We start from the raw sequence: 24778 nt of genomic DNA on the forward strand, positions 1-24778 counted from the left end.
CGGTCAGGCCGGTCCTCCCGGCTCCCCTGGCGAGTCCGGCGTGCCGGCGCAGCCGATGAATCAGGTTCCAGTGATATCAAGCAATCCTGATGTGGTGCGTCTGCTGGGCGATCCGCTCCGGGCACAGATCGTCCGCACCCTCGCGGGCGGCCCGGCCACCACCTCGCACCTGGTGGCGGACACCGGCGCCAAGCAGCCCAACGTCTCCGGCCACCTCAAGCTCCTGCGCGAGGCGGGTGTGGTGACCAGCGAGTCCCGCGGCCGGTTCACCCACCACCGGCTGGTACCCGGCGCGCTGCAGGGCGCCGCGCTGCACCTGGCCGACCTCGCCGCGCAGGCTCGCGCCAACGACGAGGTCGTCAGGACTTCGTAACGACGCGGTGAGACATGGCCACCGCTTCATGCGGCTAGCAGCAGCCGCCGGCCTGCTCGTCCGTGCTGGGCTTACCGCCGATCGTGACCAGCTGGAGCGGAGCGGCGAGCAGTCCTCCGCTGAGGCCGTTCGCCAGTCCCTTGCCGGCCGAGACTGGCTCGGCGGCGGGCGCGCCGCAGCAGCCGCCACCGGACGAGATCGTGTCGTCGCCGAGGATCGGGTTGCTGTTGCAGACGCCAGTCTCGGGCAGATCGAGCTGAACGTCGTGCGCGGCGTCCCAGTCGCCCGCGAGCCCGGCGACCACCGAGCGCGCCTGCTCGTATCCGGTGGCCAGCAGGAACGTCGGCGCCCGGCCGTAGCTCTTCACGCCGATGGCGTAGTAGTTGGCCTCCGGGTGGGTCAGCTCCTCCACGCCGTGCGGCGGGACGGTGCCGCAGGAGTGCTCGTTCGGGTCGATCAGCGGCGCCAGCGCGCGGGTGGAACCCATGATCGGGTCCAGGTCGAGGCGCAGCTCGGAGACGATGTCGTGGTCGGGCCGGAAGCCGGTGGCGCTGACGATCCGGTCCACGGTGAGCGTCCGGTCGCCGTCGGAGACCTGCACCTCGTCGCCGGCGGCGGTGACCGACCGCACGGAGAAGCCGGTGACCAATGTGATCGCGCCGGACTCGACGTGCTCACGCAGCCGGCTGCCGAGCGCGCCGCGGGCCGGCAGCGCGTCGGCGTCCTCGCCGCCGTAGGTGCGGGCCGGGCTCGCGGACCGGATCGCCCACAGCGCGGTCGTGCCTGGCGTCTGGCCGGCGAGGTCGGCCAGTTTCAGCAGCGTGTTCGCCGCGGAGTGCCCCGCGCCGACGACGAGCGTGCGGCGGCCCGCGAATCGGTCCCGGTCGGTGCCGAGCACGTCCGGCAGCGCGTGCGACACGAACGAGGCCGCCTCCCGCTCGCCGTGGGCGGGGATGCCGGAGGCGCCCAGCCAGTTCGGCAGACCCCAGGTGCCGGTGGCGTCGACGACCGCGCTGGCGTGCAGGTCCTCGCCGGTGGCGAGCCGGATCAGGAACGGCGCGGCTTCGCGGCCGTCGGTGCGGACCCGGTCCATGCCGAGCCGGGTCACCGCGACCACGCGGGTGTCGTAGCGCACGTGCGGCGCGATGGCGGGCAGCGCGGCGAGCGGCCGCAGGTAGTCGTCCGCGAGCTGCCCGCCGGTCGGCAGCGTCTCCTGGTCGGGCTCGGTCCAGCCGGAGGCGGCGAGCAGTCGCCGGGCGGCGGAGTCGATGTTGTAGCGCCACGGCGAGAACAGCCGCACGTGCGCCCACTCGCGCACGGCCGCGGCCGGTCCGTCGCCGGCTTCGAGCACGGTGAACGGCAGCTCGCGTTCGTGCAGGTGCGCGGCGGCGGCGAGGCCGACGGGCCCGGCGCCGATCACGACGACGGGCAGATCCTGCGGGTGGATATCCACGGCAGACTCCTCACATTCAAAGATCAGATGGGGTACGAAGTCAGTTCACGACGGTGCTGCGGCGCTCGATCAGGACGACGTCGCGCCAGCGCCCGTGATGGCGTCCGACACGCTCTCGCACCCCGACCGTGCGGAATCCGGCGGCGGCGTGCAGCGCGAGGCTGGCCGTGTTCTCCGGGAAGACGCCGGACTCGATGGTCCAGATCCCGGCCGCCTCGGTCGAGGCGATCAGTGCGTCGAGCAGCGCCCGTCCGACGCCGCGGCCCTGTGCGGCCGTGGCGACGTAGACGGAGTGCCCGACCACGCCCGCGTAGGCCGCGCGGGCGGACGAGCGCGAGACCGCGACCCAGCCGAGCACGGTCCCGTCACCGTCGGCCGCGACCAGCCGGTGCGCGGCGAGCTTGCCGGCGTCGAACGTGGCCCAGTCCGGCACGACGGTCTCGAAGCTGGCGTGGCCGCCGTCGAGCCCGGCCTGGTAGATCGCCAGCACGGCCGGCGCGCCGCCGCTGGTCATGGCCCGGATGCGCATCAGCAGGTCGTTTTCGCGCCGGGTGCGGGCCGGCCCATGACCACGTCGGCGGCGGACGGGAAGCACGCGATGCAGTTGTCGTTGATCCGGTAGTGCCGTGCGGTGCCGACCGCCTCGATCAGCACGAACCGCACGTCGGCGAGGATCTTCAGGTGCTGGGAGACCGTCGACTGCGCCAGCCCGACCGCCGCGACGATCTCGCCGACGCTCATCGGCCGTGCCTGCCGGGCCAGCAGCTCGACGATCTGCACCCGGGTGCCGTCCGCGAGCGCGCGGAACCAGGAGGCGTATTCGTCCGCGATCGTCCGGTCGAGCAGGTCCGTCACCGTCCACCACTTTCATCGTTTATCGCCGATTGACGATGAAAGTCTAGCCTAGTCAGCCGGTGATCTCGGCCAGAAGCTTCTCCACGCGGGTACGGATCTCGTCGCGGATCGGCCGGACCGCCTCGACACCTTGCCCGGCCGGGTCGTCGAGCTTCCAGTCCTCGTACCGCTTGCCGGGAAACACCGGGCAGGTGTCGCCACAGCCCATGGTCACGATGACGTCGGAGCTCTCCGCGGTCTCCCACTCGAGCTTCTTCGGTGTGCCGCCGGTGATGTCGATGCCGACCTCGCGCATCGCCTCGACCGCGGCCGGGTTGATCGCGTCGGCGGGCTCGGACCCGGCCGACCGGACCTCGACCGCGTCCCCGGCGAGGTGCCGCAGCCAGCCGGCCGCCATCTGGGACCGGCCGGCGTTGTGCACGCAGACGAACAGGACGCTGGGCTTGGTGCTCATCGGGTTGTTCCTTCGGTGGTGAGTTCGGTGATCAGGAGTTGCACGCGGGCGTCGATGTCGTCGCGGATCGCGCGAACGGCGGACAGCGTCGCTCCCGCGGGGTCGGCGATCGGCCAGTCGAGGTAGCGCTTGCCGGGAAGCACCGGGCAGGCGTCACCGCAGCCCATGGTGATGATGACGTCGGCGGCACGCAGGACGTCGTCGGTCAGCGGCTTGGGGTAGGCCTCCGCGATATCGATGCCGACCTCCCGCATCGCCTCGACCGCGGGCGGCTCCACATCATGGCCGGGCAATGAGCCGGCCGAGCGGACGTGCACACGCCCGGCGGCACGGTGCGCGAGCAGCGCGGCGGCCATCTGGGACCGGCCGGTGTTGGCCACGCAGAGGAACAGCACCTCCGGGACCGGCTTGGCGAGTTCGCCGCGCGCCTGAGCGAGCGCGATGAGCCGGTCGGCCGCGAAGTTCTCGGCCAGCGCGGTCAGGTGGTGCCGGACGCTGGCGGTGCGGTAGAGCGCGACGTAGGACTCGAACACGTACCGCTGGACGGTTTCGGTGTTGAACGTGCCGGCGAACTTGTCGGCGAGCCGGGCGGCGACGCGCTCGAGGACGGCGTCGGTGTCGAGCAGGTCTGGGCGTTGGTGCTGCTGCGGACTGGTCATGCTGTCACCTCGGTGCGGAAGAAGCGGTCGCGGGCCCAGAGCGAGACGTAGACCAGCGCGACGAGGACGGGGACTTCGATGAGCGGGCCGACGACGCCGGCCAGGGCCTGGCCGCTGGTGACGCCGAAGACGCCGATCGCGACCGCGATGGCCAGCTCGAAGTTGTTGCCGGCGGCGGTGAACGCCAGCGTGGTGGTGCGCTCGTAGTTCAGGCCGATGCCGCGGCCGAGCGCGAACGAGCCGGCCCACATGAGCGCGAAGTAGGCGAGCAGCGGCAGCGCGATCCGGGCGACGTCCCACGGACGGCTGGTGATGGTGTCACCCTGCAGCGCGAAGAGCAGCACGATCGTGAACAACAGGCCGTAGAGCGCCCACGGCCCGATTCGGGGGAGCAGGCGCTCCTCGTACCATCGCCGGCCCTTGATCTTCTCGCCGATGCGGCGGGTGAGGTAGCCGGCCGCGAGCGGGATGCCGAGGAAGACCAGCACGCTGGCCGCGATGTCCCAGGCGGAGACGTCCAGCGCGGCCTGTTCCAGGCCGAGCCAGCCGGGCAGGACGCCGAGATAGAACCAGCCGAGCAGCCCGAACGCGACGACCTGGAACACGGAGTTGAGCGCGACCAGCACGGCCGCCGCTTCGCGGTCGCCGCAGGCGAGGTCGTTCCAGATGATCACCATGGCGATGCAGCGGGCCAGGCCGACGATGATCAGGCCGGTGCGGTACTCGGGCTGGTCCGGCAGGAACAGCCAGGCCAGGCCGAACATGACGGCCGGGCCGATCAGCCAGTTGATGACCAGGGAGCTGATCAGCAGTTTCCGGTCGCCGGTGACGGTGCCGAGCCGGTCGTAGCGGACTTTCGCCAGCACCGGATACATCATGATCAGCAGGCCGAGCGCGATCGGGACCGAGATCCCGCCGAGCTCGATCGCATCGAGCGCGTCGTCGAGCCCGGGAACGGTGCGGCCGAGCAGCAGGCCGGCGGCCATCGCCAGGCCGATCCACAGCGGCAGGAACCGGTCGAGCGTCGACAGGCGTGGCGTCTCGGCCGTGGTGGTGCTCATGTGCGTTCCTTACTCGAGGTCGGCGGGCGCGTCCGGCGCGCAGGGGCGTCGGCCCTCACCGCCGGTGGGGGCGGAGACGGCCATCGCGGTGAGCTGCGCGCCGATGGCGTGCAACGCGACCGGGCGCAGCCGGTAATAGGTCCAGTAGCGGTGCCGCTCGGTCTCGACCAGGCCGGCTTTGCGCAGGATGCGCAGGTGGTGGCTGATCAGCGGCTGGGTCTGCCGCAGGTCCTCGACCAGGTGGCACACGCACAGTTGCTCGCGGGCGAGCGCCAGCAGGATCTTGAACCGCAGCGGGTCGGCTATCGCCTTGAGGACCGCGACCTCGTCGGCATCTGTATCAACTGTCATTTACGTAAACCATCGCTTATCTGGTTGCCGGTCGTCAAGTCGCAGCCTCCTCGGCCTCGCTCGCGTGCATCGTCTCAGCATCTCAGTGCTGCTCATGCATCAGTTTGCCGAACGTTCACCCAAATCAAGAGCATCACCGCCTCGGGGGTACGCCGCGGGCGCCCGCCACGCTCTAACCTACATCCACATCAGTTTCTGCTTATGAGGCGGTGCAGCGATGAGCCGGTTGGTGATCGTCGGAGGCAGTGATGCGGGCATCAGCGCCGGGCTGCGCGCCCGGCAGACGGACCCGAGCGTGGAACCGCTGCTCGTGGTGGCGGACGCGTACCCGAACTTCTCGATCTGCGGCATTCCCTACCACGTGTCCGGTGAGGTCCCGGACTGGCGATCGCTGGCCCACCGCACCCGCGACGAACTGCAGACCGCAGGCCTGCAACTCCTGCTCGACACCCGCGCACGGCGCATCGACCCGGACTCTCGGCTCGTCATCGTGACCGCGGCCGACGGACGCGAACAGCGCCTGCCCTACGACAACCTCGTGTTCGGCACCGGTGCCACACCGGTACGGCCGCCGATCAAGGGCCTCGACCGGTTGGGTCCCGCCGATAACGTCCACCTGCTGCACACCATGGGTGACACCTTCGCGCTCACCGAGTCGCTGGCCCGCGGCCCGTCGACCGCGCTGATCATCGGCGCCGGGTACATCGGCCTGGAGATGGCCGAGGCGCTGACCCTGCGCGGACTGGAGGTCACCGTCGTCGAGCAGCTGGCGCAGGTGCTCGGCACCCTGGACATCGAGCTCGCCCGGCTCGTCGAGGACGAGCTGATCCGCCACGGCGTCCAGGTACGCACCGGCACCACCGTCACCGGCCTCACCACCACCCGCGACGGACTGCGGATCGCCGCGCGCGGCCCGGACGCGTTGCCGGTCACGCTCGCGGCGGAGCTGGTGCTCGTGGTCGTCGGGGTCCGGCCGGACACCGTGCTCGCCCGGACCGCCGGCGCGGGGCTCGGCCAGGCCGGTGCGATCGCGGTCGACCGGCACATGCGCACGAGCGTGCCGCACGTGTTCGCGGCGGGGGACTGCGCGCACACGTACCACCGGCTGCTCGACGACAACGTGTACCTGCCGCTGGGCAGCACCGCGCACAAGCAGGGCCACATCGCGGGGGAGAACGCGGCAGGTGGCGACACGCGGTTTGCGGGCGCGGTCGGCACCCAAGTCGTCAAGGTTTTCGACCTGGTAGCGGCCCGAACGGGTCTGCGCGACCGGGGATGCGATAGCGCGGTCGCTCAGCTCACGGACCGTCTTCACGCATGCGGACGACCACAAGGCGTACTACCCGGGCGCTAAGCCGATCGCAATCGCCGTCACCGGCGATCCCGACAGCGGACGCCTGCTTGGCGCCCAGCTCGTCGGCCATCGGGACGCGGCGGTGGCCACCCGGGTGGACATCTTCGCGGCGGCGCTACACCACGGTGCGCGTGTGGCGGAGGTGGCGGAGATGGACCTGTCGTACACACCGCCGCTGGGCAGCCCGTGGGACGCGGTCCAACTGGCCGCCCAGCGCTGGGAGATCCTGGGCGCGACCACGATGTTTGTCTAGCCGCTGAGCCCGTCGGTGGAGCTGCCCGTTACCTCGGAACCGTGCACTCGGGGGTCACCCTCCGGCGCTGTTCCAGGCCGACCGCGCCGGTGCAGTCGATGAGGCTTGTCACAGCGGGCATCGACGACATCGGCCAGCGTGCCGCGGATCGCGGTCAGGTCCGCGATCCGTGCGTCCACCTCAGCGATCTTGTCAGGCGCGCGTTGCCGCAGGCCGGCAGCGGCATGTCGGCGCCGTCCGATGCCGGTCAGCGCGGCGACCTCGTCGAGCGTGAATCCGAGCCGCTGTGCTGCCTTGATCGCAGTCAGCAGCGCAGCGGGCAGAGGCGATGCCCGCTGTGCGATCGGGCCGTCGCGGGCCAGCAGCCCGCGCTCGCGCGGACCCACTATCTGTTCAAGAGCCGGCCATTGCGTGGGTTCAACCGCCGGTCCTGACAGGCAGGCTGGCCGAGTTCGGTGATGATGCGGATTTCAGGGGTCTTGCCGCTGGTCCATTGATGCCGCGTGACGTGCTCACCGATGGCCTTCAGGCTGGCGGACTCCCACGTGTCAGTGCTGGCGAACAGGATCTGATCCGCCTGGAGCGCGTCGGCGAGCACGATCTTCTTGCGCACCTCGACGCTCAGGCGCTTGCCGAGGGTGGTGCTGCACTTCGCTTCGCCGGTGATCACCTGCCCGTCGACGTAGGCAGGCAGATCGAGTTCTGCGATGGGATCGCCATCGGGTCCGCACAGCTCGAATTCGGAGGCGTCGGTGTAGGAACGGGCTGTGCTGCGCAGGTAATGAGCGAGTTGCAGGGGAACCTCCCCGTTGTCGCGCAGCAGATCGCGTGCCACCGGGTGCAGGTCGAAATACCAGCCTGGTCCGCTGGCGGGCTCGCGCCAGCGTTCACTCGTCAGCGGGTTGGTGGCCCGGCAGCGCGGGCAAGCAAACGTTTGTCCCGCATCGTCGAGCGCGATGAAGCTGACCCTGGAGCAGATCCGGCAGTTGACGATTATGCCGCGGCGCAGCAGACCAGTCGTGCAGAGATCGTCGATGTCTTCTCGGAGCGCTGTCTCGTCTTGGCGGGTGCTGAAGTCCTGCATGCCCTCGAAGGTCAGATATCCTTCGTAGCCCGTGTCGTTGGTCCCGCCGGAGTGCAGGACGACGCCCTGCTTCTTGGGGTAGCGGACCGACGTCTTACCGGTCTTGCTGAGATAGCCGCGGAGCACGGGCAGCATGGGTCCGGCAAAGAGCGCGGCGAGCGGCGCCCGGCCGCCGACGAGCCGGCTCAGGACTTCGGCGCGACGACCGGCGCCTGACAGCCGGATCGTTGTGCCCTGTTGGGCGGTCAGGCAGCGTGCCCACTCGATGACCGACAATTCGCGTAGTCGGGGTCGGGCCAGACGCGACAGCCGCGGTGTTCCGGCGGTGATGCGGTCGTAGCGGTGCGACTCGAACCGGATGCCGTTCCGGCCGCTACGCACCCAGGTCAGTAGTTCATTCTCGCCCGGCGCGAGCAGATAGGTGCCGGCGAGCCCACGTCCGGGCGGTGTACCGGTGCCCTCCGGACGCACTTCGACCTGCCAGGTCAACTCGACAGACTCGCGCAGCAGGCCGGCACTGACGTCAGGTACTGGCGTCGGCGACAGCATGGTCGTCGTGCCGTCTTCGTCACGGCTCGCCGGGACAGCCGCTGGATGATCAAGGTCGTCCTCGACGGCCCAGCTCAGCGCGCCGCTGCGAGGGTAGGCCAGATCGCCGCTTCTAACCGCCTCGGCGTGAAGGTCCTCCTGCTCCCTGACGGCGGATCCGTTGCACCCCATGTCGGGGTCGCGCAGTGCCTGAACCGTCTCTTCGACGGCGACGGGAGCCGCGGACACTGTTGACACGGTGACGCGACCGCGGCGCAGGACTATGGACGCTACGACGGTGGTGTCGAGCATGATGCGCATGCGCTGGACGTTCTCATCGGTGCCGCACGGCGACAACTCAGAAGGAAGCCAGATGCCGTCACCGTAGAGAAGGTCGCGGGCATGGGCGGCCGCGAAGTCGGCTGCGGTGTCGCCGATCACGAACGCGAGATGGTCCTGGTCCCGGTAGCCGAACCCCGCCTGACCCAGACCGAGCGTGGTGCGCTGGAAGGCCATGCCAGCTCGATGAGGATCGTCGCCCCCGCGGAACGGCATAAGGAACTGTCCCAGCAAGGCGTCTGTCGGCGGCCTGGTGGAAGCCGCGCCCTTGGTCAGCAGCCAGTGCAGCAGTTGCCAGCGGTCCGCGTCGCTGAGGTCCGGGCTCGAGCCCACTTCCGGCTCCTCGAAGAGCCCGCACTGTGCCGCCGCGATCACGCCCAGCGCCCCATCCCAGTCCCGCGGAGCCGACAGGTACGGGCTACCCGCAGCGGCCGGGACCGAGGCCAGCGCCGTCAACGGACTTCGTACCTTGTGCACGCCAAGCGTCGTCAGTCGTTCTCGCACCCGTCCGTCATCGAGCCGGCGGCGATACGGGGAACACGCCGCCGCGACCGTCTGACGAGCTGCAGCTCCCGCAGCATCCTGCACGCACTGATCCGCCACCTGCCTCATCATGCGGGCACGTTCCTCGCCTTCCCGCGTCCGCCCGCCAATCCGGATCGGCTGGGTATTCGGAGCGGCTTTCTCCCATTGCCCGAACGTGGTCTCCAGGAGCACTACGTAGTCTGGGTCGTAGGTCCGCGCCGCAGCGAGCAGAAGCGGATCCACTACGCCGTCGACATGAGGAACCAGTAAGAAGCCACGCCCTCCCCAGATTCGCGAGGCAGCGTGAATCGCCAGTCGTGCCCAGTAGTGCCAGTTCTGACCGCCGTTGAAGACGACCGCGACGCGAGGGGCGGCAAGCCCGATCTGAACAGCAAACGGCAAAGAGTCGGACATCCCGAGCACCATACGCGACCCCACGACACCGTCTGCCCTTTCACGCGGAGCGCCGTCTTGTAGTCGTCACTGCGACACTTACACATCGTCGGGCGTGGTCGGGCCAAGCGATTATGTCTACGTGCCGAGCCGCCGGGCTTCGGTGTTGATGATCCGTTCCTGCTCCGCCAGGCCGATCTCCAGTCCTAGGTAGGTCGGGTCGACCGCACGGGCATCCAATCTCTTGGCAGCACTGTCTCGCGCGTACGCGTCGAACGCGCGCCTTTTCTGCTCCAGAATCTCTTCGATGCGTTCGTCAACGGTGTCTTTGGCGAGGAGCCGGTGAACACGGACCCTGACCGTCTGCCCCATGCGTTGCGCGCGCGCAATGGCTTGGTCCTCGGTAGAGGGCTTGAGTTGTGGCTCGGCGAGGATAACGACGGACGCGGCTTGCAGGTTCAGCCCTTGGCCAACGGCGTCAATCTGACCGATCAGCACCGCGTGCCCGCCATGGCCGGTGAACCAGGCAAGCTTCTGGGCCGCCCGACGGCTGCCGGTATCAGCGCCGGTCACCACGACATGCGGTGTCTTCGCGAGGGCCGACTCGATCGCCCCGATCGTGCGCAGGTACCGGGAGAAGACGAGGACCTTCCAGCCGTTCTCTGCCGACTCGACCACGATCTCCCGCAGACGTACGATCTTGGCGCTATCCGGTCCACCGTCGTATGCGGCGCGGCGCATGTCGTCGAAGCACCGCCCGGCGACCGCTTCCGCGTAGACGCGTGCTTCAGGTGCCTCGAGGGCGACGAGGTCGTCGTTCCTGATGATCTTCGGGAGGTCGTCGAGGACATCTTCCTGATTGCGGCGCAGATAGACAGCCGCGACCTTCTCGCGGAAGGTGATCTGGTCGACGAACGCGTTGTCGTGCGGCAGCAGCCGGTCGGCGAGCGGACCGTCGATGTACCGCACCAGGTTCCGGAACTCCCGCACATGGTTTTCCATCGGTGTGCCGGTCATCAGCAGAACCCGTCCCGCACGTGCTGCCAGCGCACCGACCTGCTGCGAGCGCTGCGCCTGCGGGTTCTTGATCTGGTGGGCCTCGTCGACGATGAGCAGGTCGAGCCGTAGATCAGGGGGAAGCTGAAGTCGTCGGAGCGTGCTGAATGTGGTCACGGCGATGCCGCCGTCGGTGATCCACCGGGACACCTCGTCGGCGCGGTCTGCGCCGTGGAGCTTGACCGCGGACAGACGGCTGTGCGTGCTGATCTCCTCCAGCCAGTTCAGCACCACGCTGGCTGGGGCCACGATCAGGCACCGTAGCCGGCTGGCTCGTGACAGGTGCGCGATCACGGCGATTGCTTCGATCGTCTTGCCGAGCCCCATCTCGTCGCCGAGGATCGCACCCCGGCGTGACAGCACGTACTGGGCACCGAACACCTGATAGTTCCGCAGAACGGCCGTCAACGCCGTGAGATCGAGCGCAACAGCCCTGGCCTCGTTCGCCACGGCGCGCGGGATGTGTCCCAGATCCGCGGCGGCGAGCTTCCCGGCGCCGAGCACGTTCGCCAGCAGCGTCTGGTATTCAGCCGGGTGCTGCTTGAAGTCGCCCCATACCTCACTCTCCGGGGCCCGCTGCGACTCCGTGTCGGCGGCGTCGCACGCCGTATACGCGCTGGTGAGTGCGGTGGCGTCCGGGCCGGCCAATGCCTCGGCCAGCCCTGTCAGGGCCCGCTGCAGCTGCTCCCGGGCGGGTGGGCGTGAGAACCAGACCCGTAGCCGGCTGCCTCCATTGCCAGCCTCCGCGATCCGGCGTTGCAACTGCGAGGTCAGCCGCTGCCGAGGGCCCGCGGCCCGCACGACGATCTGGTTCGTCGCCCGGAGCAGACGAAGACTACGAAGCAGGCTGGTATGCCCTGACGTAGGGCGGCCCGCGTCGAGCCGGACCGTGGTCTCCTGGTCCACTGCCGCGCGTGCTCGATGTGCAGCCTCCGCGATCGCCGCAGCCGACTTCGGCCCGATCCCCTTGATCGTTTGCAAGCGTGGCACGGGCAGCGCGAGCACGGATGCCACGCTGGTATACCCCTCGCCGGCCAGGTGCCGTAGCCCTTGCGGTGCCCTCTCCGCGAAGTGCGACAGGTCGGCGACCGGCATCTGTGCGAGGCGCTGACTGACAAGGTCCGCACGGAGCTTCGCGTGCTGCGCCCGGACCGCAGCGGCGATCCGGTCCGGTAGGCCGGTGATCGACCGCGCGTCGTCGTAGAGCACCCGAGCACGCGAGATCAGCCGTTTGGCATCGCGAGTCCCGATCGCGGGCACCGAGACGCTCATCGGCGTGCCGCCGGGTCAGGCATCACGCCGGTCCCGGACACGCATCAGCAGCGCGGTACCGTCCGCACCGACGGACAGCACATCACCCGGCCGACGCTGGTGCCCGCGCCACCACCGCTGCAGCCGGCTCGCGTGACGTCCGTACGTCGACAGCTTGCCCTCCGCCAAGTCCCGGTAGAGGCGCTCGTCCATGCCACGGAAGATCTCCAGGACCTGCCCGCCGGGCAGCGGCATCGCCACCGTCGTGCCGTGCAGGCGTGGACCGCCCGGAAGCTTGACCGCGCGCTGGGAGTAGTCGGGCCACTGCTCCGAATCAGGAATCGTGCCCTGCTGATGCCCGCGCTGACGCGGTGTCAGATAGTGTGCCGCGGTCGCGTTGTCGCCCGCGAACAGCAGTACCGCGGCCGCGTGCGACCGGGTGAGAACCTGTGCCAGCCACCCTTTCCGCTGCGGCGGCACCGCATACGGCGCAGGCGGCTCTTCCGGCTCGGCATCTTCCCGGCCTGCTGCCTCAGGCCCCGGCACGCCGTCACCATCTGCATCCGGTGGTTCCTCGTACTGGCCGGGACGCCAGTGCGGCTCGTCGGGTTCATGTTGGATCAGGGCGTCGAGCGTATCGGTGTCGCCCTCCCATAGCTGGTCGCTGCCAGGTGGATCGAGGACGTATGAGGTGATCCCAGACTTGTTCAAACTCGACCCGACCATGAGCCCGTAGAGCGGATTGCGGCCGATCGACACGGTCTGGACCTGCAGGCAGGCATCGCCCAGTTGCTTGACGACCTTCGCGCGGGCGAAGTGCGTCCCTTTGCACTCCAGCACAGCGATATAGACCGTGCTCCTGCCTGCGGCCGCGTCGGGCCGCCGGCCGATCAGGAAGTAGTCCGGCCGCTTCTTCGTCTGCGGCCGGCTCTCGACCCGCCCCTTGACCTCATCGATGAAACCGGCCGCCAGCGCGACATCAGCATCCACCACCTGAAAGACGCAACCAGGATGCTGCTGCCGCATCACCGCCCGCGCGACCACCAGAGCCAGGCCGATCCCGATCTGCTCGGACTGGGCGACCTTGTGATGGTGCACGACTTCCTTGTGCGCATGTGCCGTCAGCGACAGCAGCCCGCTCCGGCCCGGCTCCATCGTCGCGCAGTACCGCACATGCGCCCACAACTGCGCGATCGGCACGAATGGTGAGTCCGTCAGGAACGTCGTCGCCACCCCCAGCTCCCGAAGCACATCACCCGCACTCACCGCCAGCCGTGGAGGGACATCGACCACCTGCGGCGTCTTCATGTAGATTCGCGAGTCCTCATCGCTCTTGGACTCGTGCTTCGCCCTCGCCCTCGACTTCTCTGCCGCCTTCGCGACATCAATGGACAACTGATCGGAGGAATCCACATGAAGCCTCGCCGGCCGCTGGAGCGACCGGATGACGGAAGAAAGATCCAACGCACCCTCCGTGACGCAGTGGGCACAACCCGTTCACTGTACGGTCCCATCCACCGCCAGCGATACCAACTCCACCCATCGTGAACAGCCACACCCGACGCCAGGCCACCCACTCACGCCCCGAGTCATCTCAGGTGCAACCGCAGCACGGGACACCTCCCCGCCCCGACGTCACCACGTGCTCCCCGCGCAATGCGAGCGCCTCACGACCGCAATCCACCACGAGACCCCGTCGAGGTAGCACCGCCTCGGGATGCACCACGGACTGCTCCCGCCCCGGATCCATCGCGGACAGAGCCTCCGAGATCAGCGCCAGCACGCGGTCCTCACGCACGTACAACGCGCGCGCCGTGCCCGGCGCAGCGGGCCTCGTCCGATCGACGCCATGCCGGCACCGGTACCACGCCTGCCCATGCGCCCAGTGAGCTTCCATCTTCCGGTTGCAGAACGCACAGATCAGGAGGCCCGTCAGCCGGTACACCCGTCGCGGAGAGCCGTCCGCCGGCACCGGAAGCGCGCTGACCTTCTGTACGGCCACGAAATCCATCTCGGACACCAGCGCCTGATGCGCGGGCTCAGCGGAGATCACCCAGTCATCGCGGTCGTTCCAGTCCCGTGACGGTGTGCCGCTGTCGGGTCCGGCGACGTCGATGTGCTGGGACTGCCGATTCCAGACCTGCCGGCCGGTGTATCGCGGGTTGGTCAGGATCGCGGCGACCGACCGCACCTGCCAGCCCGCACCCGTGCGGTGCCGGTTCCGGGCCCGGTCATACGCCGACGGGCACGGCACACCGCGCGCGTTGAGGGCGCAGGCGATGTCGGCCATGCTGTCCCCGGCAAGCCGCCGGGCGAAGATCCACCCCACATGCCGGGCCGTCACCGGATCCGGCGCCAAGCCCAGCAGCATCCGGCCCCACCGCGCATGGGCCGGGTTCGGATGCGGGCCGATCTCGACCAGCATGTACCCGTACGGCGGACGACCACCCAGATACCGGCCCTGGTCCCGGGCCTGGACCCGCATCGCCTCCCACGCCCGATGCCGTGACCGTTGCACCTCCCGCAACGACCGCGCACCCAACTCGATCAACACCGCCCGATGCACCGGATCATCACCATCGACCGGACCGAGCAACTCCGGAAGCCACAACACCACACCCGCCTGATGGAGAACCGGGAGCAGGTCGAAGACCTGGCGGCCGCAGAACGCCCGCTCGTACTCACCCACCACCAGCGCATCGAACCCGCAACCACCAGCAGTGATTGCGACCAGCAGGGCGGCGGCCTGTATCGATGCGGCCGTGCCACCACAGCCAGACCGTTTTCGGTTCCCGGTCCCGGCGGCCGGGCGGCCGGGACACGTGCAGCCGGATCAGGGTCCCCTCGACAACCGTCATCGCGCCATCCGGGTCGCGGTAGGTGTCCTGTTTCGGATGCAGCCGGTGCCAGGCGGACACCTCGACCCGGCCGTAGACGTCATCGGCGGTGTCAAGGCGGACGTCCGGTGACGGCCAGGTGGCGGGGTCGGCGCAGGACAGGCGGTGTCCGTGCCGTCGCGGACGGCCGGGCCGCCCGTCAGCGCGGGGACCGCCCGGCCCGTAGTAGGTGCGGTCGTTACGGACCCGAACCACGATCTGCGTTCCGGTCCCGGCCAGCACGACCGACAACTGGACCGGGTCGTAGCCCGCGTCGAAGGCGAACAACGCAGGCACCAGCAGGACACCCAGCCGCGGCAGGACCGCCCGGACCTGCTCGGCCGCGACCAGGTTCGGGTTGTCGGCGACCGCCAGCCGGCGATGGTCCAGCGACGCCGTCCACGAACCTGCCCGGCCGGACAGCCCGGCCAGCCACGAATAGCACCAGCCCGCCACGATCGGCTGCCCCGCCGAATGCCGCGACGGGTGATAGTAGAAACCACGCCCCGGCGAGCACTCCGCATCACAGCGTGCCCAGACCGACCCGTCGATCGCGAAATCCGGCCGCCACGACCGCTGTCGCGCCGACGCCAGCACGTCCCGCAGCAGATCCTCATCGATCCGGCCGGCGGACAACGCCGCGTATCCGGCACCATGACCACGCCGCGCGCCCGGCACCAGCGACAGATGCGCCACCCCGGCGCGATCGCATTCACGGTGCTGGTCGGACTGCAGTTCGTCGTCAGCTGGGCCGGGCGTCGCCGTAGGCGACGACGGCCGCGGCCATGCCGACGGCGTGGATCCATGTGAACGACTTGCCGAGGAGCAGGTAGGACAGCGGTAGCGTGAAGCCGACCGTGCCGATCGCGGCCATGCCCGCCAGTAGCAGCCGATCGCGCCGTCGCAGGTAGGACATCGGCGATCCCGATGACGTCCGGCGGACAGCCAGCACGGCGAACGCGGTTGGCATCCGCAGGCCCGAGGTGACCATCGACGGGAACGCCTCCCTGACCAGTGCCGCGCTGCCGAACGGCGCCATCTCGGCTGTCGGCAGCACGTCGGTCGACGTGGGCCCGCCGGACGCCTGACCGCCCAGCCTCCGCCGAAGCCGCCGGTCAGTTGCGGCAGCGGCGCTGCGCGGCGGCGAGGTCCGGGTCGGAGTCGAGGTCGGCCGAGGCGAAGAAGACGCTGCCGCCGAAACCCCATCCCGGCGCGTCGCTCATGGTCTCGTCGATGCGCCACAGCCGCCGGCCGTCGACGCACCGGATGTACTGCGGTGTGCGGGAGGTGCCGTCGATCGCCGCGCATGCGGTTAGCGCCTCGGACCGGACGATGGTCCGGCCCGGCCGGAACACCTCCTGGCACGGGGTGAACACCTCGGTGCCGAGGGATTCGGCCGGTGGGGCGGCGGTGACGGCCGGGGCGCAGGCCGTCACGGACAGCATCAGGCAGAGGGCGGGCACGGTTCGCATGACTACCTCTTCCGGTGTACGACGATGCCGAGCCGATCCCCGTCCCGGAGAATCTGCGCCAGGCCGTCGAGGCTGACAGGTTGCCGCAGGCAGGCATCGACCGGCAGGTGCTGCTCCCGCAGGCCCCGCTGATCCGCGGCGGACCCGGTGAGGGCCACGACGACGATGTCCGCGAGGTCGGGATCGTGCCGGATGCCCCACAGCAGATGGTGGCCGTCCAGGCCGGGCAGAACCATGTTGATCAGCACCAGGTCCGGGCGCGCCATGGCGGCGAAGCGTCCCTGGCGGCGCAGGAGGGCCAGGGCGGTGGACCCGTCGCGGACGACCTGCAGCTCATTATCGATCTTGTAGTCGGCGAACGTGTCCCGGACGGCGGCCTCGGACGCGGCATCGCCGTCGACGAGCAGCACCCTGCACGGCGCGGTCGTCTCCTCGTCATTCACCGTCGCTCCTGAACGCGCAAGCAGGCCTTTGAACGACATTGAGTGTACGACAGCACCTAATGCGCCGCCTCCGCGCCCGTGCTGCGGTGGGGACGGTGGCGACTGTCGTGGCCTATTGCCGCGCGAATAGCTGAGATCGTCGTGAGGCTGATGTGTAATCGTCGTGGAACCGTCACAATTTATGTGCAGCAAGACACCTGTTGTGGCGGTGTTCGGCATCCTCACCGTGGACTGCCGTGGGTGGCGGTGCCGGTGTCGGCAGGCGGTGGTGGGCCGATCGTTACAGTGGTGGCATGGCGGGTGCGGTGCAGCGGCTCAGCGCCGCCGAGGAGGAGGTGACCGACGCGCTGCTCGCGTTGAGCAGGGTGTTCGTCGGCACCGCGGCGCGTTCACTGGCCCGGCTGGACGAGGAGGTCACCCTCCCGCAGTTCCGCACGCTGGTCCTGCTGGTCTCCCGTGGCCCGCAGCGCATCGTCGACCTCGCGGTGGAACTGGACGTCAGCTCCTCCACGGCGACCCGGATGTGTGACCGCCTGGTCCGCAAGGGACTGGTGGCCCGGCACGTGCGCGCCGACGATCGGCGTGCGGCCTGGGTCGCGCTCACTCCGCAGGGCCGGGATCTGGTCGGTGAGGCGATGGCGGTGCGCCGTGCCGCGATCGCCGACCTGGTCGCCGATCTGGCCATCACTCGGCCGCTGGGTTTCGCCGCGCTGGTGAACGCGCTGGTCGAGGCCGCGGGTGAGGTGCCGCCCGCCGAGTGGCGCCGGCGCTGGGAGGCGTCGGCGGTCACGACCGAGTCCGGCGGCTGATCTCGCCCACAGCCTGAGGGCCGCCGGCCGGCGAGCCCGATCCCCGATGCCGTCCTCCACCTCGGGCGGTCGCTCGGTGCCGTATGACGATCCCATGACTGCATCCCCACGTTTGCGACAAAGTACGCGCCGGACCTGGGGTTTAAATACCTATATATCATTACAAAACTACCGTCGAGTGTGCATTCGCCGATCAACGGTGTGCTGTGATGGCCACGTGGCCGAGCGTCGTCCCGCACTGGCCGGTCTCGCTGTGCCGCCCATCCCGCGAACGGCGAAGCCGGCCACCTGTCGGCGTTCCGGCGCCACGCCGCCGCAGCCCGTACGGACACGTTGTCCGCCGATGGCGCTTCGTGCCGGGCCCGCATACGCCCGGGCCGGCCAACCGACGAGAGACGAGAACATGCTGAGAAGACTGTGCGCTGCCATGACCGTGGCCGCGCTCACCACCGCGCTCACCGCCTGCAGCGGCGAGTCCGGCGACGACTTCGCCGGCTCCACCGATGGGGAGCATGTCGCCCGCTTCGTGCAGCAGCCATGGGCCGACCTGGTGGTCGAGACCCGGATAGCGATGCAGATCCTGGACCGGCTCGGCTACCGGACCAGCACCCAGGAGGTGTCGGTGCCACTCGCCGCCGAGGCGCTCGCCACCGGCCAGGCCGACGCCTATCTCGGCAACTGGTGGCCCAGCCAGCAGGAGACGTTCCAGCCGGTGCTGGACGAAGGCCGGGCCGAGGTGGCCGGCACGCTGCTGACCGGCACGGAGTACGCGCCCGCCGTACCGGGGGCCGTCGCCACGCAACTCGGCGTCGCCTCGCTGGCAGACCTGGACGCGCACGCCGACGCGTTCGGCCGTGAGATCCTCGGCATCGAGCCCGGCGCGCCCGGCAACGCCACGATCCAGGAGGCGATCAAGGCCGACGCGTACGGCCTCGGTGACTGGAAACTGACCGCGAGCAGCACCGAGGCGATGCTGGCCGAGGTGGACCGGCGCACCCGGCAGAACCGGCCCGTGGTGTTCCTCGGCTGGAGCCCGCACTGGATGACGGTCGAGTGGGACCTGACGTTCCTGCAGGATCCGGAGAAGGTGTGGCCGGGCGCCGGCGAGATCCGCGTGCTCACCCGGTCCGGCCTCGGCGACACGGACGCCAACCTCCGGCGATTCCTGTCCCAGATCACCGTGGACACCGCGACCGCATCGCGCTGGATCGACCAGGTCGACAAGGAGAAGCAGGACCCGGCCGACATCGCCGCCGCGTGGATCACCGACAACCAGGACACGGTACGTGCCTGGCTGGCCGGCGTCACCACGACCGACGGCAACCCGGCCGAGCAGGTGCTCGCCTCATGATCGAGGTCGCCGGGCTGACGAAGGTCTACGGCCTGCCGGACACCACCGCCACCGCGCTGCTCGACGGCCCGCACCGCGACCCCGCCGACCGGCGTGCCGCGGTCACCGCCGCCGGTGGATTCCTCGGCGCGGACGACGTCGGCTTCAGCGTCGCCCAGGGAGAGGTGTTCGCCGTGATGGGGCTGTCCGGCTCGGGAAAGTCGACCGTACTGCGCATGCTCAACCGGCTGATCGAGCCGACCGCAGGCACGATCCACATCGGTGACCACGACGTGCGTACGCTGTCCGACGCCGGCCTGCGGGAACTGCGCAACCGCCGGATCGGCATGGTGTTCCAGCACTTCGCGCTCTTCGAGCACCGCTCGGTCCGGGAGAACGCCGCCTACGGCCTGCGCGTGCGCGGCGTGTCAAAGGACGAGCGGCTCACCCGCGCCGACGAGGCGCTCGCCCGGGTCGGGCTCGCCGATCGCGGCGACGCCGCCCCGTCGCAGCTGTCCGGGGGCCAGCGCCAGCGCGTAGGACTCGCCCGCGCGCTCGCCACCGAGCCGGACGTGCTGCTGATGGACGAGCCGTTCTCCGCACTCGACCCGCTGATCCGGCGCGAGATGCAGGAACTGCTGCTATCGCTGCAGGCGGAACAGCGCCGGACCATCGTCTTCGTCACCCACGACCTGGTCGAGGCGATGCGAATCGGCTCCCGCATCATGATCATGCGGGACGGTCGTGTCGTGCAGTGCGGTACCGCTGAGGAGGTCACCACCAGCCCCGCCGACGACTACGTCGCCGCGTTCGTGGCCGACCTGCGCGTGAACGGAGCGGTCGCGTGATCCCCGACCTCCCGGTCGGCGAGTGGGTGCAGACTGCGATCGACTGGCTCCGCCTGCACTTCGGCGCGTCCTTCGACGCGGTCGCCGAAATCCTGCGGCAGCTGCTCAGCGGCGTCTACCAGCTGCTGGTGCTGCCGCACGCGCTGCTGCTCACCGCCATCCTGGCCGGGATCGCCTGGCTGACGCTGCGCGGCTGGCGGGCACCGGTGGCGACTGCCGCCGGGCTGCTGCTGGTCCAGGCGATGAGTCTCTGGCGGGAGATGCTGCAAAGCCTGTCGGTGGTGCTCGTCGCGTCCACCGTGGCTGTGGCCGTCGGCGTGCCGCTCGGCATCTGGGCCGCGCGCAACGGCCGGGTCCGCGCGTTCGCCCGGCCGGTGCTCGACTTCATGCAGACCATGCCGGTCTTCGTCTACCTGCTCCCCGCGGTCTTCTTCTTCGGCATCGGCGTCGTGCCCGGCGTGGTGGCCACCACGATCTTCGCGGTGCCACCCGCGGTACGGCTGACCGAACTCGGCATCCGGCAGGTCGACCGGGAGGTCGTCGAGGCGGCCGTCGCATTCGGCGCGCGACCCCGGCAGATCCTGCGGGACGTGCAGCTGCCGCTCGCGGTTCCCTCGATCATGGCGGGCGTCAACCAGGTCATCATGCTGGCGCTGTCCATGGTGGTCGTCGCCGGGCTGGTCGGCGGTGGTGGCCTGGGCGCGGTCGTGGTCCGGTCGATCACCCAGCTCGACATCGGCCGCGGCTTCGAGGGAGGCCTCGCCGTCGTGGTGCTCGCGATCTATCTCGACCGGGTCACCGGCGCGCTCGGCCGTCGCCTGGCCTGACCGCCACGCCGGGACCCGCGGTCGGCGTCGACCACGGGTCCCGCGCCGAACTGCCCTGGCCACGACCTGTTCACGCACGCTCGGCCTGCCGCAGGCCCCGGGACCGGGCGGCACCTCGCCCGGCGTCCCATCTCTGATCAGACCCGCGCGGTCAGTGCGCGCTGCGTAACTCGGTGGGGTACCGCTCGACCCGAGCGCCAGCTCGCATTGCGGGTTTCGGATCTGGAGGCCCGTTCTACACGACCATCCCGGCCGGCTCCGGCACCGGCGCAACGACGGCAGCCGTCGGCTGCTGCTGACCCGAGCCGGGTCTGACACGCTGGCCGTACCGCCCAATGTCTCGATCTGCCGCTCTTCCGCGCGCAAAAAGTCACGCTTCCGTCATGGTGTGAGGCAGGCTTCGTCAGGCGCGGCGCGCACGCTGATCACGAGGATGGCCGCCTCGTCGTGGTCGGGCCGCCGGCACGGCCACGCGTGGTGTCGCCGGGAGGAACCGGCGACCGGCGTGGGGCGGGCCTCCGGGCACGGTGCGGCAACCTCACGAGATCGGAGAGCACCGCTGATGACGGCACAGCAATTCCGGCACCGGTTCGCCCGGCGATGGGAGCGATGGGGCGGCGGGCCGTTGACGGCGGCCGCGGTGGTGTTCCTGGTGGTGTACGCCGTGCCGATCCTCCGCCCAGATCTGCCGCCCGGCTGGCGGCGGGCCTGCGAGGCCGTGACCGTCGTCGTCTGGGCGCTGTTCGGCCTCGACTACCTGGTGCGGTTCCTGTGCAGCGACGACCGCGCCCGGTTCGTGCGGGCGCACCTGTTCGACCTGGCGGTTCTCCTGCTGCCGATGGTGCGGCCACTGCGCGCGCTCCGTCTGGTGACCGCGCTCATCATGGTGAACCGGCGGACCGAGAAGTGGACGCGCGGCAATCTCTCGTTGTACGTCGGCGCGACGACCGTGCTGCTGGTCGCGGTTGGTGCGCTGGCGATCCTGGACGCGGAACGGGCCGGTCCGGACCACAACATCGACAGCTACCCGCAGGCGTTGTGGTGGGCGGTCGTCACGATCACCACCGTGGGATACGGCGACCTCTACCCAACGACGGTGGCCGGGCGCCTGGTCGCACTGGGCCTCATGATCGGCGGGATCGGGCTGATCGGTTTCGTGACCGGTTCGCTGGCCAGCTGGATCGTGGAGCGCATCGCCGCCACGGAACGACCGTCCGAGGCGACGAAGGACGACGTCACCGTCGTCACCGACGAGCTGGCGAGGCTGCGGACCGAACTCGCCGAGCTACGCGCGGACCTGCGCCGGAGACCGGGCACCACCGCACCGGATCCGGACCGGGGCGGCGGAGACGACGCGCCCCGGTGAACCGGGAGCCTGGGTCAACGGCCGGCTCATCCCGCCTCGGCGGCCCGTGGTGATCACCTGCCGCTGCTATCCCGAGAATGAGACGGGTCCGTCCCTTCGCGGTTCCCGATCTATCGCGCCCAACGGTGCTCGCCGACGCATTTTCCCTGCCCGCCCAGGGCTGTATCGAAGCGGCCGGGAGTGTTCTCGCGAATGACCGCGCCGCCTTTTCCGTCACCGTCCGGGACCCGTGAAAACGACTTGCCTTCGGTTGTATGACGATGTTCGCGGTCGGGTGAAGGTCTTGTGAATCTGGGCCGGTGGGGGTTGATCGGCGTGCGGATGTCGGTGAGTGTGGGGAGAGGATCTGAGGAGGTGCATCGTGATAGCCGTGACCGACAATGCTGCTGCGGCCCTGGACCGGATGACCAATACGGATGTGTATCCGAAGGCCGGGCTGAGTATTCGGAAAATAGCCGATAGCAGATTCTCTCTGTCTATCGTCCCGGCACCCGCCGACAGTGACATCGCCATTCCCGGTGCTAATGTCTATCTGGACCGGTCGGCCGCCGCCGACCTCGAGAATGCCAGGCTCGACGCCTCCGCGAATGCCGTTCTCGCCAGCCAGCTCCTGCTGGACCGGACGACCTGAGCGCATCGGCCGGCGCCCGTGGCGTGGACCACGCGGGCGTCGCCACGACCCAGTGGTGATCGACGGGCGGGGAGAACGTCATCCGTCCGTCATGGTCCGGGGCAGAGTCCGTCAAACACGCACGGCAGGGTGGTCTTCGGGCGGTGGTCATCATTCGCCGCCCGGTCCGAGCGGCCGCTGGTCGGACGGGCACCCACGCGGCGGCGTACCGGTTCGGGCGCTGGCGCACGGGTGCCCGGACGCCCCCGCCGGACCGGCCCATCCGATACCGCCCGGCGGGCGATGTGCAACCGCCACCGCGTGCCGACGCCGTTCCATGCGACGCACGGGCACCTCGTAGGAGTCAGACATGGCGACGCTGCCGGACGACGGCGATGGCGAAGAGGCGCCCCTGTCCCGGGGCCTGCCGGGTCTCGACGTCCGGCTGACGTATCAGGTCGCACACGACCTGCTGGCGGACGACCGCACGCGCAGGGAACGGATCGTGGTCGCCGTACGCGACGGAGTCGCCATCCTCAGCGGCCGCACGGGCGCGGAGGTGCGGGAGGTGGCGGGCAGCATCGCCCTGCGCAGCCACGGCGTACGTGACGTGTGCAACCGCATCGACGCGCCCGATACCGGCGTCCGGGTCGAACGGCAGCGGTTCGATGCGATCGTGGCCGGGCTCGTCGCGGAGTCGTCGCGGTGGGACCCCCCTCCACCGGCCGCGTCGCGAACCGGTGTGCTGCTGCTGGTGGCGGTCCTGGCGCCGGCCGTGTTCTGGTCGCTGCTGCTGGTGACGGTGGCGGAGGCCGGCTGGTGGGGTGTGCCGGCGATGCTGACGGCCGTCGCGCTGTCAGCGTTCGCGGTGGTCGTGCTCCGGCACCGGTCACGACGGCGCTGACGCCAGGGGCCGCGGCCGGTGAGCTTCGCGGTACGGCGGAACGTCATCGGACCGACATGGGTACGGGGATCTTCCGTCAAGCGCCGTGGCCAGGCTTGAACATGTCACAGTTCCGCTACGAGGAAGGCGCGGCGATGGCGATGACGGCTCCCGTTGCGTCTCTGATCGAGATCGAGATCAGGGACCGGTTCGACCAGCACACGATCGCCTCGGTGGCGGACGTCCTCGACGGTGCGCATGCGATCCGGCCGCACCGGCTCGTTCTGGACCTGAGCGACTGTACGGCCATCGACGCGTCCGCGGTCGACCTGCTGCTCGCCACTCACCGCCGGCTCTGGCACGACGGAGGCCGGCTGTTGCTGCGGGCCCCCTCCTGCCGGGTGCACCGCCTGCTGAACCTCGCTCACGTCACCGACGTCGTCGAGGTGGAGCCCGCCGCCTCGTCCGGCCGGACCGGGCCGGGAGAGGACGCGCTGTGACGGCGGTGCCGGGCCGGGTCTCCGGGGTGGTCCGGCTCATCTGCGACTCGTGTGGCGACGCGCTCGACCAGCCGGATCACCTGATGCGGGAGGACGAGCTGGTCTGGCCGGTGCTCAGTGACGCGGGCTGGTCGGGCTCCGCCTTCGCCACCGGACGTCATCTCTGCCCCGCCTGCCGGGCAGTACCGGAACTGCCGCTCGCCGAGGCGCCGCAGCCGGGGCCGGCCGGCGCGCTGGTGGCCCGGGACACCGGGGAGGCGCTCGTCGCGGAGGTCACCGGCACCGTCGACCGGCGCATCACGGACACGTTGCAGGCCGCAGTCGAGGACCCGGCCGTGCGCTGTGCCCATGTCGTGCTGGACCTGGGTGGCGAGGCGATCGTCGACCCAGACGGTCTGTCCGGACTCGTCCGGGTGCGCCAGGCGTGCCGGCGCCGCAGCGGGGCGGTGTGCCTGGCCGCGCCGTCGCGGTTCGTGCTGGCCGTGCTGCACACCATGCGCCTCTCCGAGGCATTTCCCTGCTTCGCCGACCGGTCCGACGCCCTGGCGTGGAGCCGGTCGTCCGCGGGTGGAGCCGATCTCGGGTGGGCGGCGCCGGCTGATCCGGGACCGGTCGTCGCGGGCGCGCGCCCGGCCGGGTGACCGCGGGCTTCGGCTGGCCGCGGGGATGAGCGTTCGCGAGCGCCGAGACCGGTACGACCGGCCGCTGTTCGTGTTCCCGTCCCGCCTAGGTCGTGTTTGATGGATCATGGTTTGGTTCAGTCGATCTTCATGCGGAGCCAGACCATGATCGAAGCGACCGTGACGGTAGCTTCGTAGCGGACTT

28 protein-coding genes are annotated in these 24778 nt (G+C 69.9%); 12 read left to right on the top strand and 16 right to left on the bottom strand.

Going from position 1 to position 24778, the window contains the following annotated elements; genetic code table 11:
* The first annotated feature begins 55 nt into the window (after positions 1-55).
* On the top strand, positions 56-373 hold the full coding sequence (locus tag OP04_RS56205; RefSeq protein WP_232323978.1) for an ArsR/SmtB family transcription factor: 318 nt from the start codon (positions 56-58) through the stop codon (positions 371-373).
* Positions 374-407: 34 nt separating this feature from the next.
* Here OP04_RS56205 and OP04_RS44130 read toward each other — a convergent pair whose 3' ends face one another.
* From OP04_RS44130 to OP04_RS44160, 7 genes are read right to left on the bottom strand one after another with little or no spacing between them, the layout of a single operon-like run.
* Entirely contained in the window at positions 408-1826 is a 1419-nt protein-coding gene (locus OP04_RS44130) for an NAD(P)-binding domain-containing protein (RefSeq protein ID WP_051799992.1), read from the bottom strand.
* Between the two features lie 40 nt (positions 1827-1866).
* A complete protein-coding gene (locus OP04_RS44135; RefSeq protein WP_051799993.1) occupies positions 1867-2355 on the bottom strand; it encodes a GNAT family N-acetyltransferase in 489 nt (162 codons plus the stop codon).
* A complete protein-coding gene (locus tag OP04_RS44140; protein ID WP_033346022.1) occupies positions 2355-2681 on the bottom strand; it encodes an ArsR/SmtB family transcription factor in 327 nt (108 codons plus the stop codon). Before OP04_RS44140 ends, OP04_RS44135 begins: the two co-directional genes overlap by 1 nt.
* Before the next feature lie 52 nt (positions 2682-2733).
* Positions 2734-3135: an arsenate reductase ArsC gene (locus tag OP04_RS44145; RefSeq protein ID WP_033346023.1), complete on the bottom strand. Its 402-nt coding sequence runs from the start codon at positions 3133-3135 to the stop codon at positions 2734-2736.
* Positions 3132-3794, bottom strand: coding sequence for an arsenate reductase ArsC (locus tag OP04_RS56210; protein ID WP_033346024.1), 663 nt, complete (start codon positions 3792-3794; stop codon positions 3132-3134). Before OP04_RS56210 ends, OP04_RS44145 begins: the two co-directional genes overlap by 4 nt.
* Positions 3791-4855 (bottom strand): ACR3 family arsenite efflux transporter, encoded by a 1065-nt coding sequence (gene arsB, locus OP04_RS44155; RefSeq protein ID WP_033346025.1) that lies wholly within the window; start codon positions 4853-4855, stop codon positions 3791-3793. Before arsB ends, OP04_RS56210 begins: the two co-directional genes overlap by 4 nt.
* Positions 4856-4864: 9 nt before the next feature.
* Complete coding sequence (locus OP04_RS44160; RefSeq protein WP_033346026.1) at positions 4865-5206, bottom strand: ArsR/SmtB family transcription factor; 342 nt, start codon at positions 5204-5206, stop codon at positions 4865-4867.
* 217 nt (positions 5207-5423) lie between these two features.
* Here OP04_RS44160 and OP04_RS48855 point away from each other — a divergent pair, with 217 nt between their 5' ends.
* A complete protein-coding gene (locus OP04_RS48855; RefSeq protein WP_198154213.1) occupies positions 5424-6560 on the top strand; it encodes an NAD(P)/FAD-dependent oxidoreductase in 1137 nt (378 codons plus the stop codon).
* Positions 6561-6570: 10 nt separating this feature from the next.
* Positions 6571-6813 carry a hypothetical protein gene (locus OP04_RS55110; protein WP_232323980.1) on the top strand — a complete coding sequence of 81 codons (243 nt, stop codon included), beginning with the start codon at positions 6571-6573 and terminating at the stop codon, positions 6811-6813.
* Here the strand turns inward: OP04_RS55110 and OP04_RS50810 are convergent.
* The 9 genes from OP04_RS50810 to OP04_RS52630 form a co-directional block, all read right to left on the bottom strand.
* Complete coding sequence (locus tag OP04_RS50810) at positions 6810-7199, bottom strand: MerR family DNA-binding protein (protein ID WP_051799994.1); 390 nt, start codon at positions 7197-7199, stop codon at positions 6810-6812. The genes OP04_RS55110 and OP04_RS50810 overlap by 4 nt on opposite strands.
* A complete protein-coding gene (locus OP04_RS44180) occupies positions 7199-9703 on the bottom strand; it encodes a hypothetical protein (RefSeq protein WP_157241165.1) in 2505 nt (834 codons plus the stop codon). Before OP04_RS44180 ends, OP04_RS50810 begins: the two co-directional genes overlap by 1 nt.
* Before the next feature lie 117 nt (positions 9704-9820).
* Positions 9821-12010 carry a DEAD/DEAH box helicase gene (locus OP04_RS44185; RefSeq protein WP_051799995.1) on the bottom strand — a complete coding sequence of 730 codons (2190 nt, stop codon included), beginning with the start codon at positions 12008-12010 and terminating at the stop codon, positions 9821-9823.
* Positions 12011-12025: 15 nt separating this feature from the next.
* Complete coding sequence (locus OP04_RS44190; RefSeq protein ID WP_157241167.1) at positions 12026-13453, bottom strand: hypothetical protein; 1428 nt, start codon at positions 13451-13453, stop codon at positions 12026-12028.
* 130 nt (positions 13454-13583) lie between these two features.
* The gene (locus tag OP04_RS44195; protein WP_051799996.1) at positions 13584-14681 is read right to left on the bottom strand and encodes a recombinase family protein; all 1098 of its coding nucleotides are present in this window, start codon (positions 14679-14681) and stop codon (positions 13584-13586) included.
* Positions 14671-15561, bottom strand: a complete 891-nt coding sequence (locus tag OP04_RS44200) for a transposase (RefSeq protein WP_051799997.1) — start codon at positions 15559-15561, stop codon at positions 14671-14673. Before OP04_RS44200 ends, OP04_RS44195 begins: the two co-directional genes overlap by 11 nt.
* Positions 15562-15607: 46 nt before the next feature.
* Complete coding sequence (locus tag OP04_RS44205) at positions 15608-15922, bottom strand: hypothetical protein (protein WP_033346029.1); 315 nt, start codon at positions 15920-15922, stop codon at positions 15608-15610.
* A 58-nt stretch (positions 15923-15980) separates the two neighbouring features.
* Positions 15981-16337: a hypothetical protein gene (locus tag OP04_RS44210; RefSeq protein ID WP_033346030.1), complete on the bottom strand. Its 357-nt coding sequence runs from the start codon at positions 16335-16337 to the stop codon at positions 15981-15983.
* A gap of 2 nt (positions 16338-16339) precedes the next feature.
* Positions 16340-16780, bottom strand: coding sequence for a response regulator (locus OP04_RS52630; RefSeq protein ID WP_051799998.1), 441 nt, complete (start codon positions 16778-16780; stop codon positions 16340-16342).
* A gap of 293 nt (positions 16781-17073) precedes the next feature.
* Between OP04_RS52630 and OP04_RS44220 the strand changes: the two genes are divergently transcribed.
* The 9 genes from OP04_RS44220 (at position 17074) to OP04_RS44260 (ending at position 24594) form a co-directional block, all read left to right on the top strand.
* Positions 17074-17589 carry a MarR family winged helix-turn-helix transcriptional regulator gene (locus tag OP04_RS44220; protein ID WP_033346031.1) on the top strand — a complete coding sequence of 172 codons (516 nt, stop codon included), beginning with the start codon at positions 17074-17076 and terminating at the stop codon, positions 17587-17589.
* Between the two features lie 403 nt (positions 17590-17992).
* Positions 17993-18940, top strand: coding sequence for an ABC transporter substrate-binding protein (locus tag OP04_RS44225; protein ID WP_198154214.1), 948 nt, complete (start codon positions 17993-17995; stop codon positions 18938-18940).
* Positions 18937-19767 carry an ATP-binding cassette domain-containing protein gene (locus OP04_RS44230; RefSeq protein WP_051800000.1) on the top strand — a complete coding sequence of 277 codons (831 nt, stop codon included), beginning with the start codon at positions 18937-18939 and terminating at the stop codon, positions 19765-19767. The genes OP04_RS44225 and OP04_RS44230 overlap by 4 nt, the downstream gene beginning before the upstream one ends.
* Positions 19764-20594: an ABC transporter permease gene (locus OP04_RS44235; protein ID WP_051800001.1), complete on the top strand. Its 831-nt coding sequence runs from the start codon at positions 19764-19766 to the stop codon at positions 20592-20594. Before OP04_RS44230 ends, OP04_RS44235 begins: the two co-directional genes overlap by 4 nt.
* A 562-nt stretch (positions 20595-21156) precedes the next feature.
* Positions 21157-21960, top strand: a complete 804-nt coding sequence (locus OP04_RS44240) for a potassium channel family protein (RefSeq protein ID WP_033346032.1) — start codon at positions 21157-21159, stop codon at positions 21958-21960.
* Between the two features lie 370 nt (positions 21961-22330).
* Positions 22331-22591 (top strand): hypothetical protein, encoded by a 261-nt coding sequence (locus OP04_RS44245; RefSeq protein WP_157241171.1) that lies wholly within the window; start codon positions 22331-22333, stop codon positions 22589-22591.
* A 349-nt stretch (positions 22592-22940) separates the two neighbouring features.
* Positions 22941-23474: a BON domain-containing protein gene (locus OP04_RS50815; protein WP_051800002.1), complete on the top strand. Its 534-nt coding sequence runs from the start codon at positions 22941-22943 to the stop codon at positions 23472-23474.
* Positions 23475-23575: 101 nt separating this feature from the next.
* Entirely contained in the window at positions 23576-23953 is a 378-nt protein-coding gene (locus tag OP04_RS44255; RefSeq protein WP_033346034.1) for an STAS domain-containing protein, read from the top strand.
* Positions 23950-24594: an STAS domain-containing protein gene (locus tag OP04_RS44260; protein ID WP_051800003.1), complete on the top strand. Its 645-nt coding sequence runs from the start codon at positions 23950-23952 to the stop codon at positions 24592-24594. The genes OP04_RS44255 and OP04_RS44260 overlap by 4 nt, the downstream gene beginning before the upstream one ends.
* The last annotated feature ends 184 nt before the right edge of the window (positions 24595-24778 follow it).

The sequence above is a fragment of the Catenuloplanes japonicus genome (genome assembly GCF_000717135.1).
In the GTDB taxonomy this organism is placed as follows: Bacteria; Actinomycetota; Actinomycetes; order Mycobacteriales; family Micromonosporaceae; genus Catenuloplanes; species Catenuloplanes japonicus.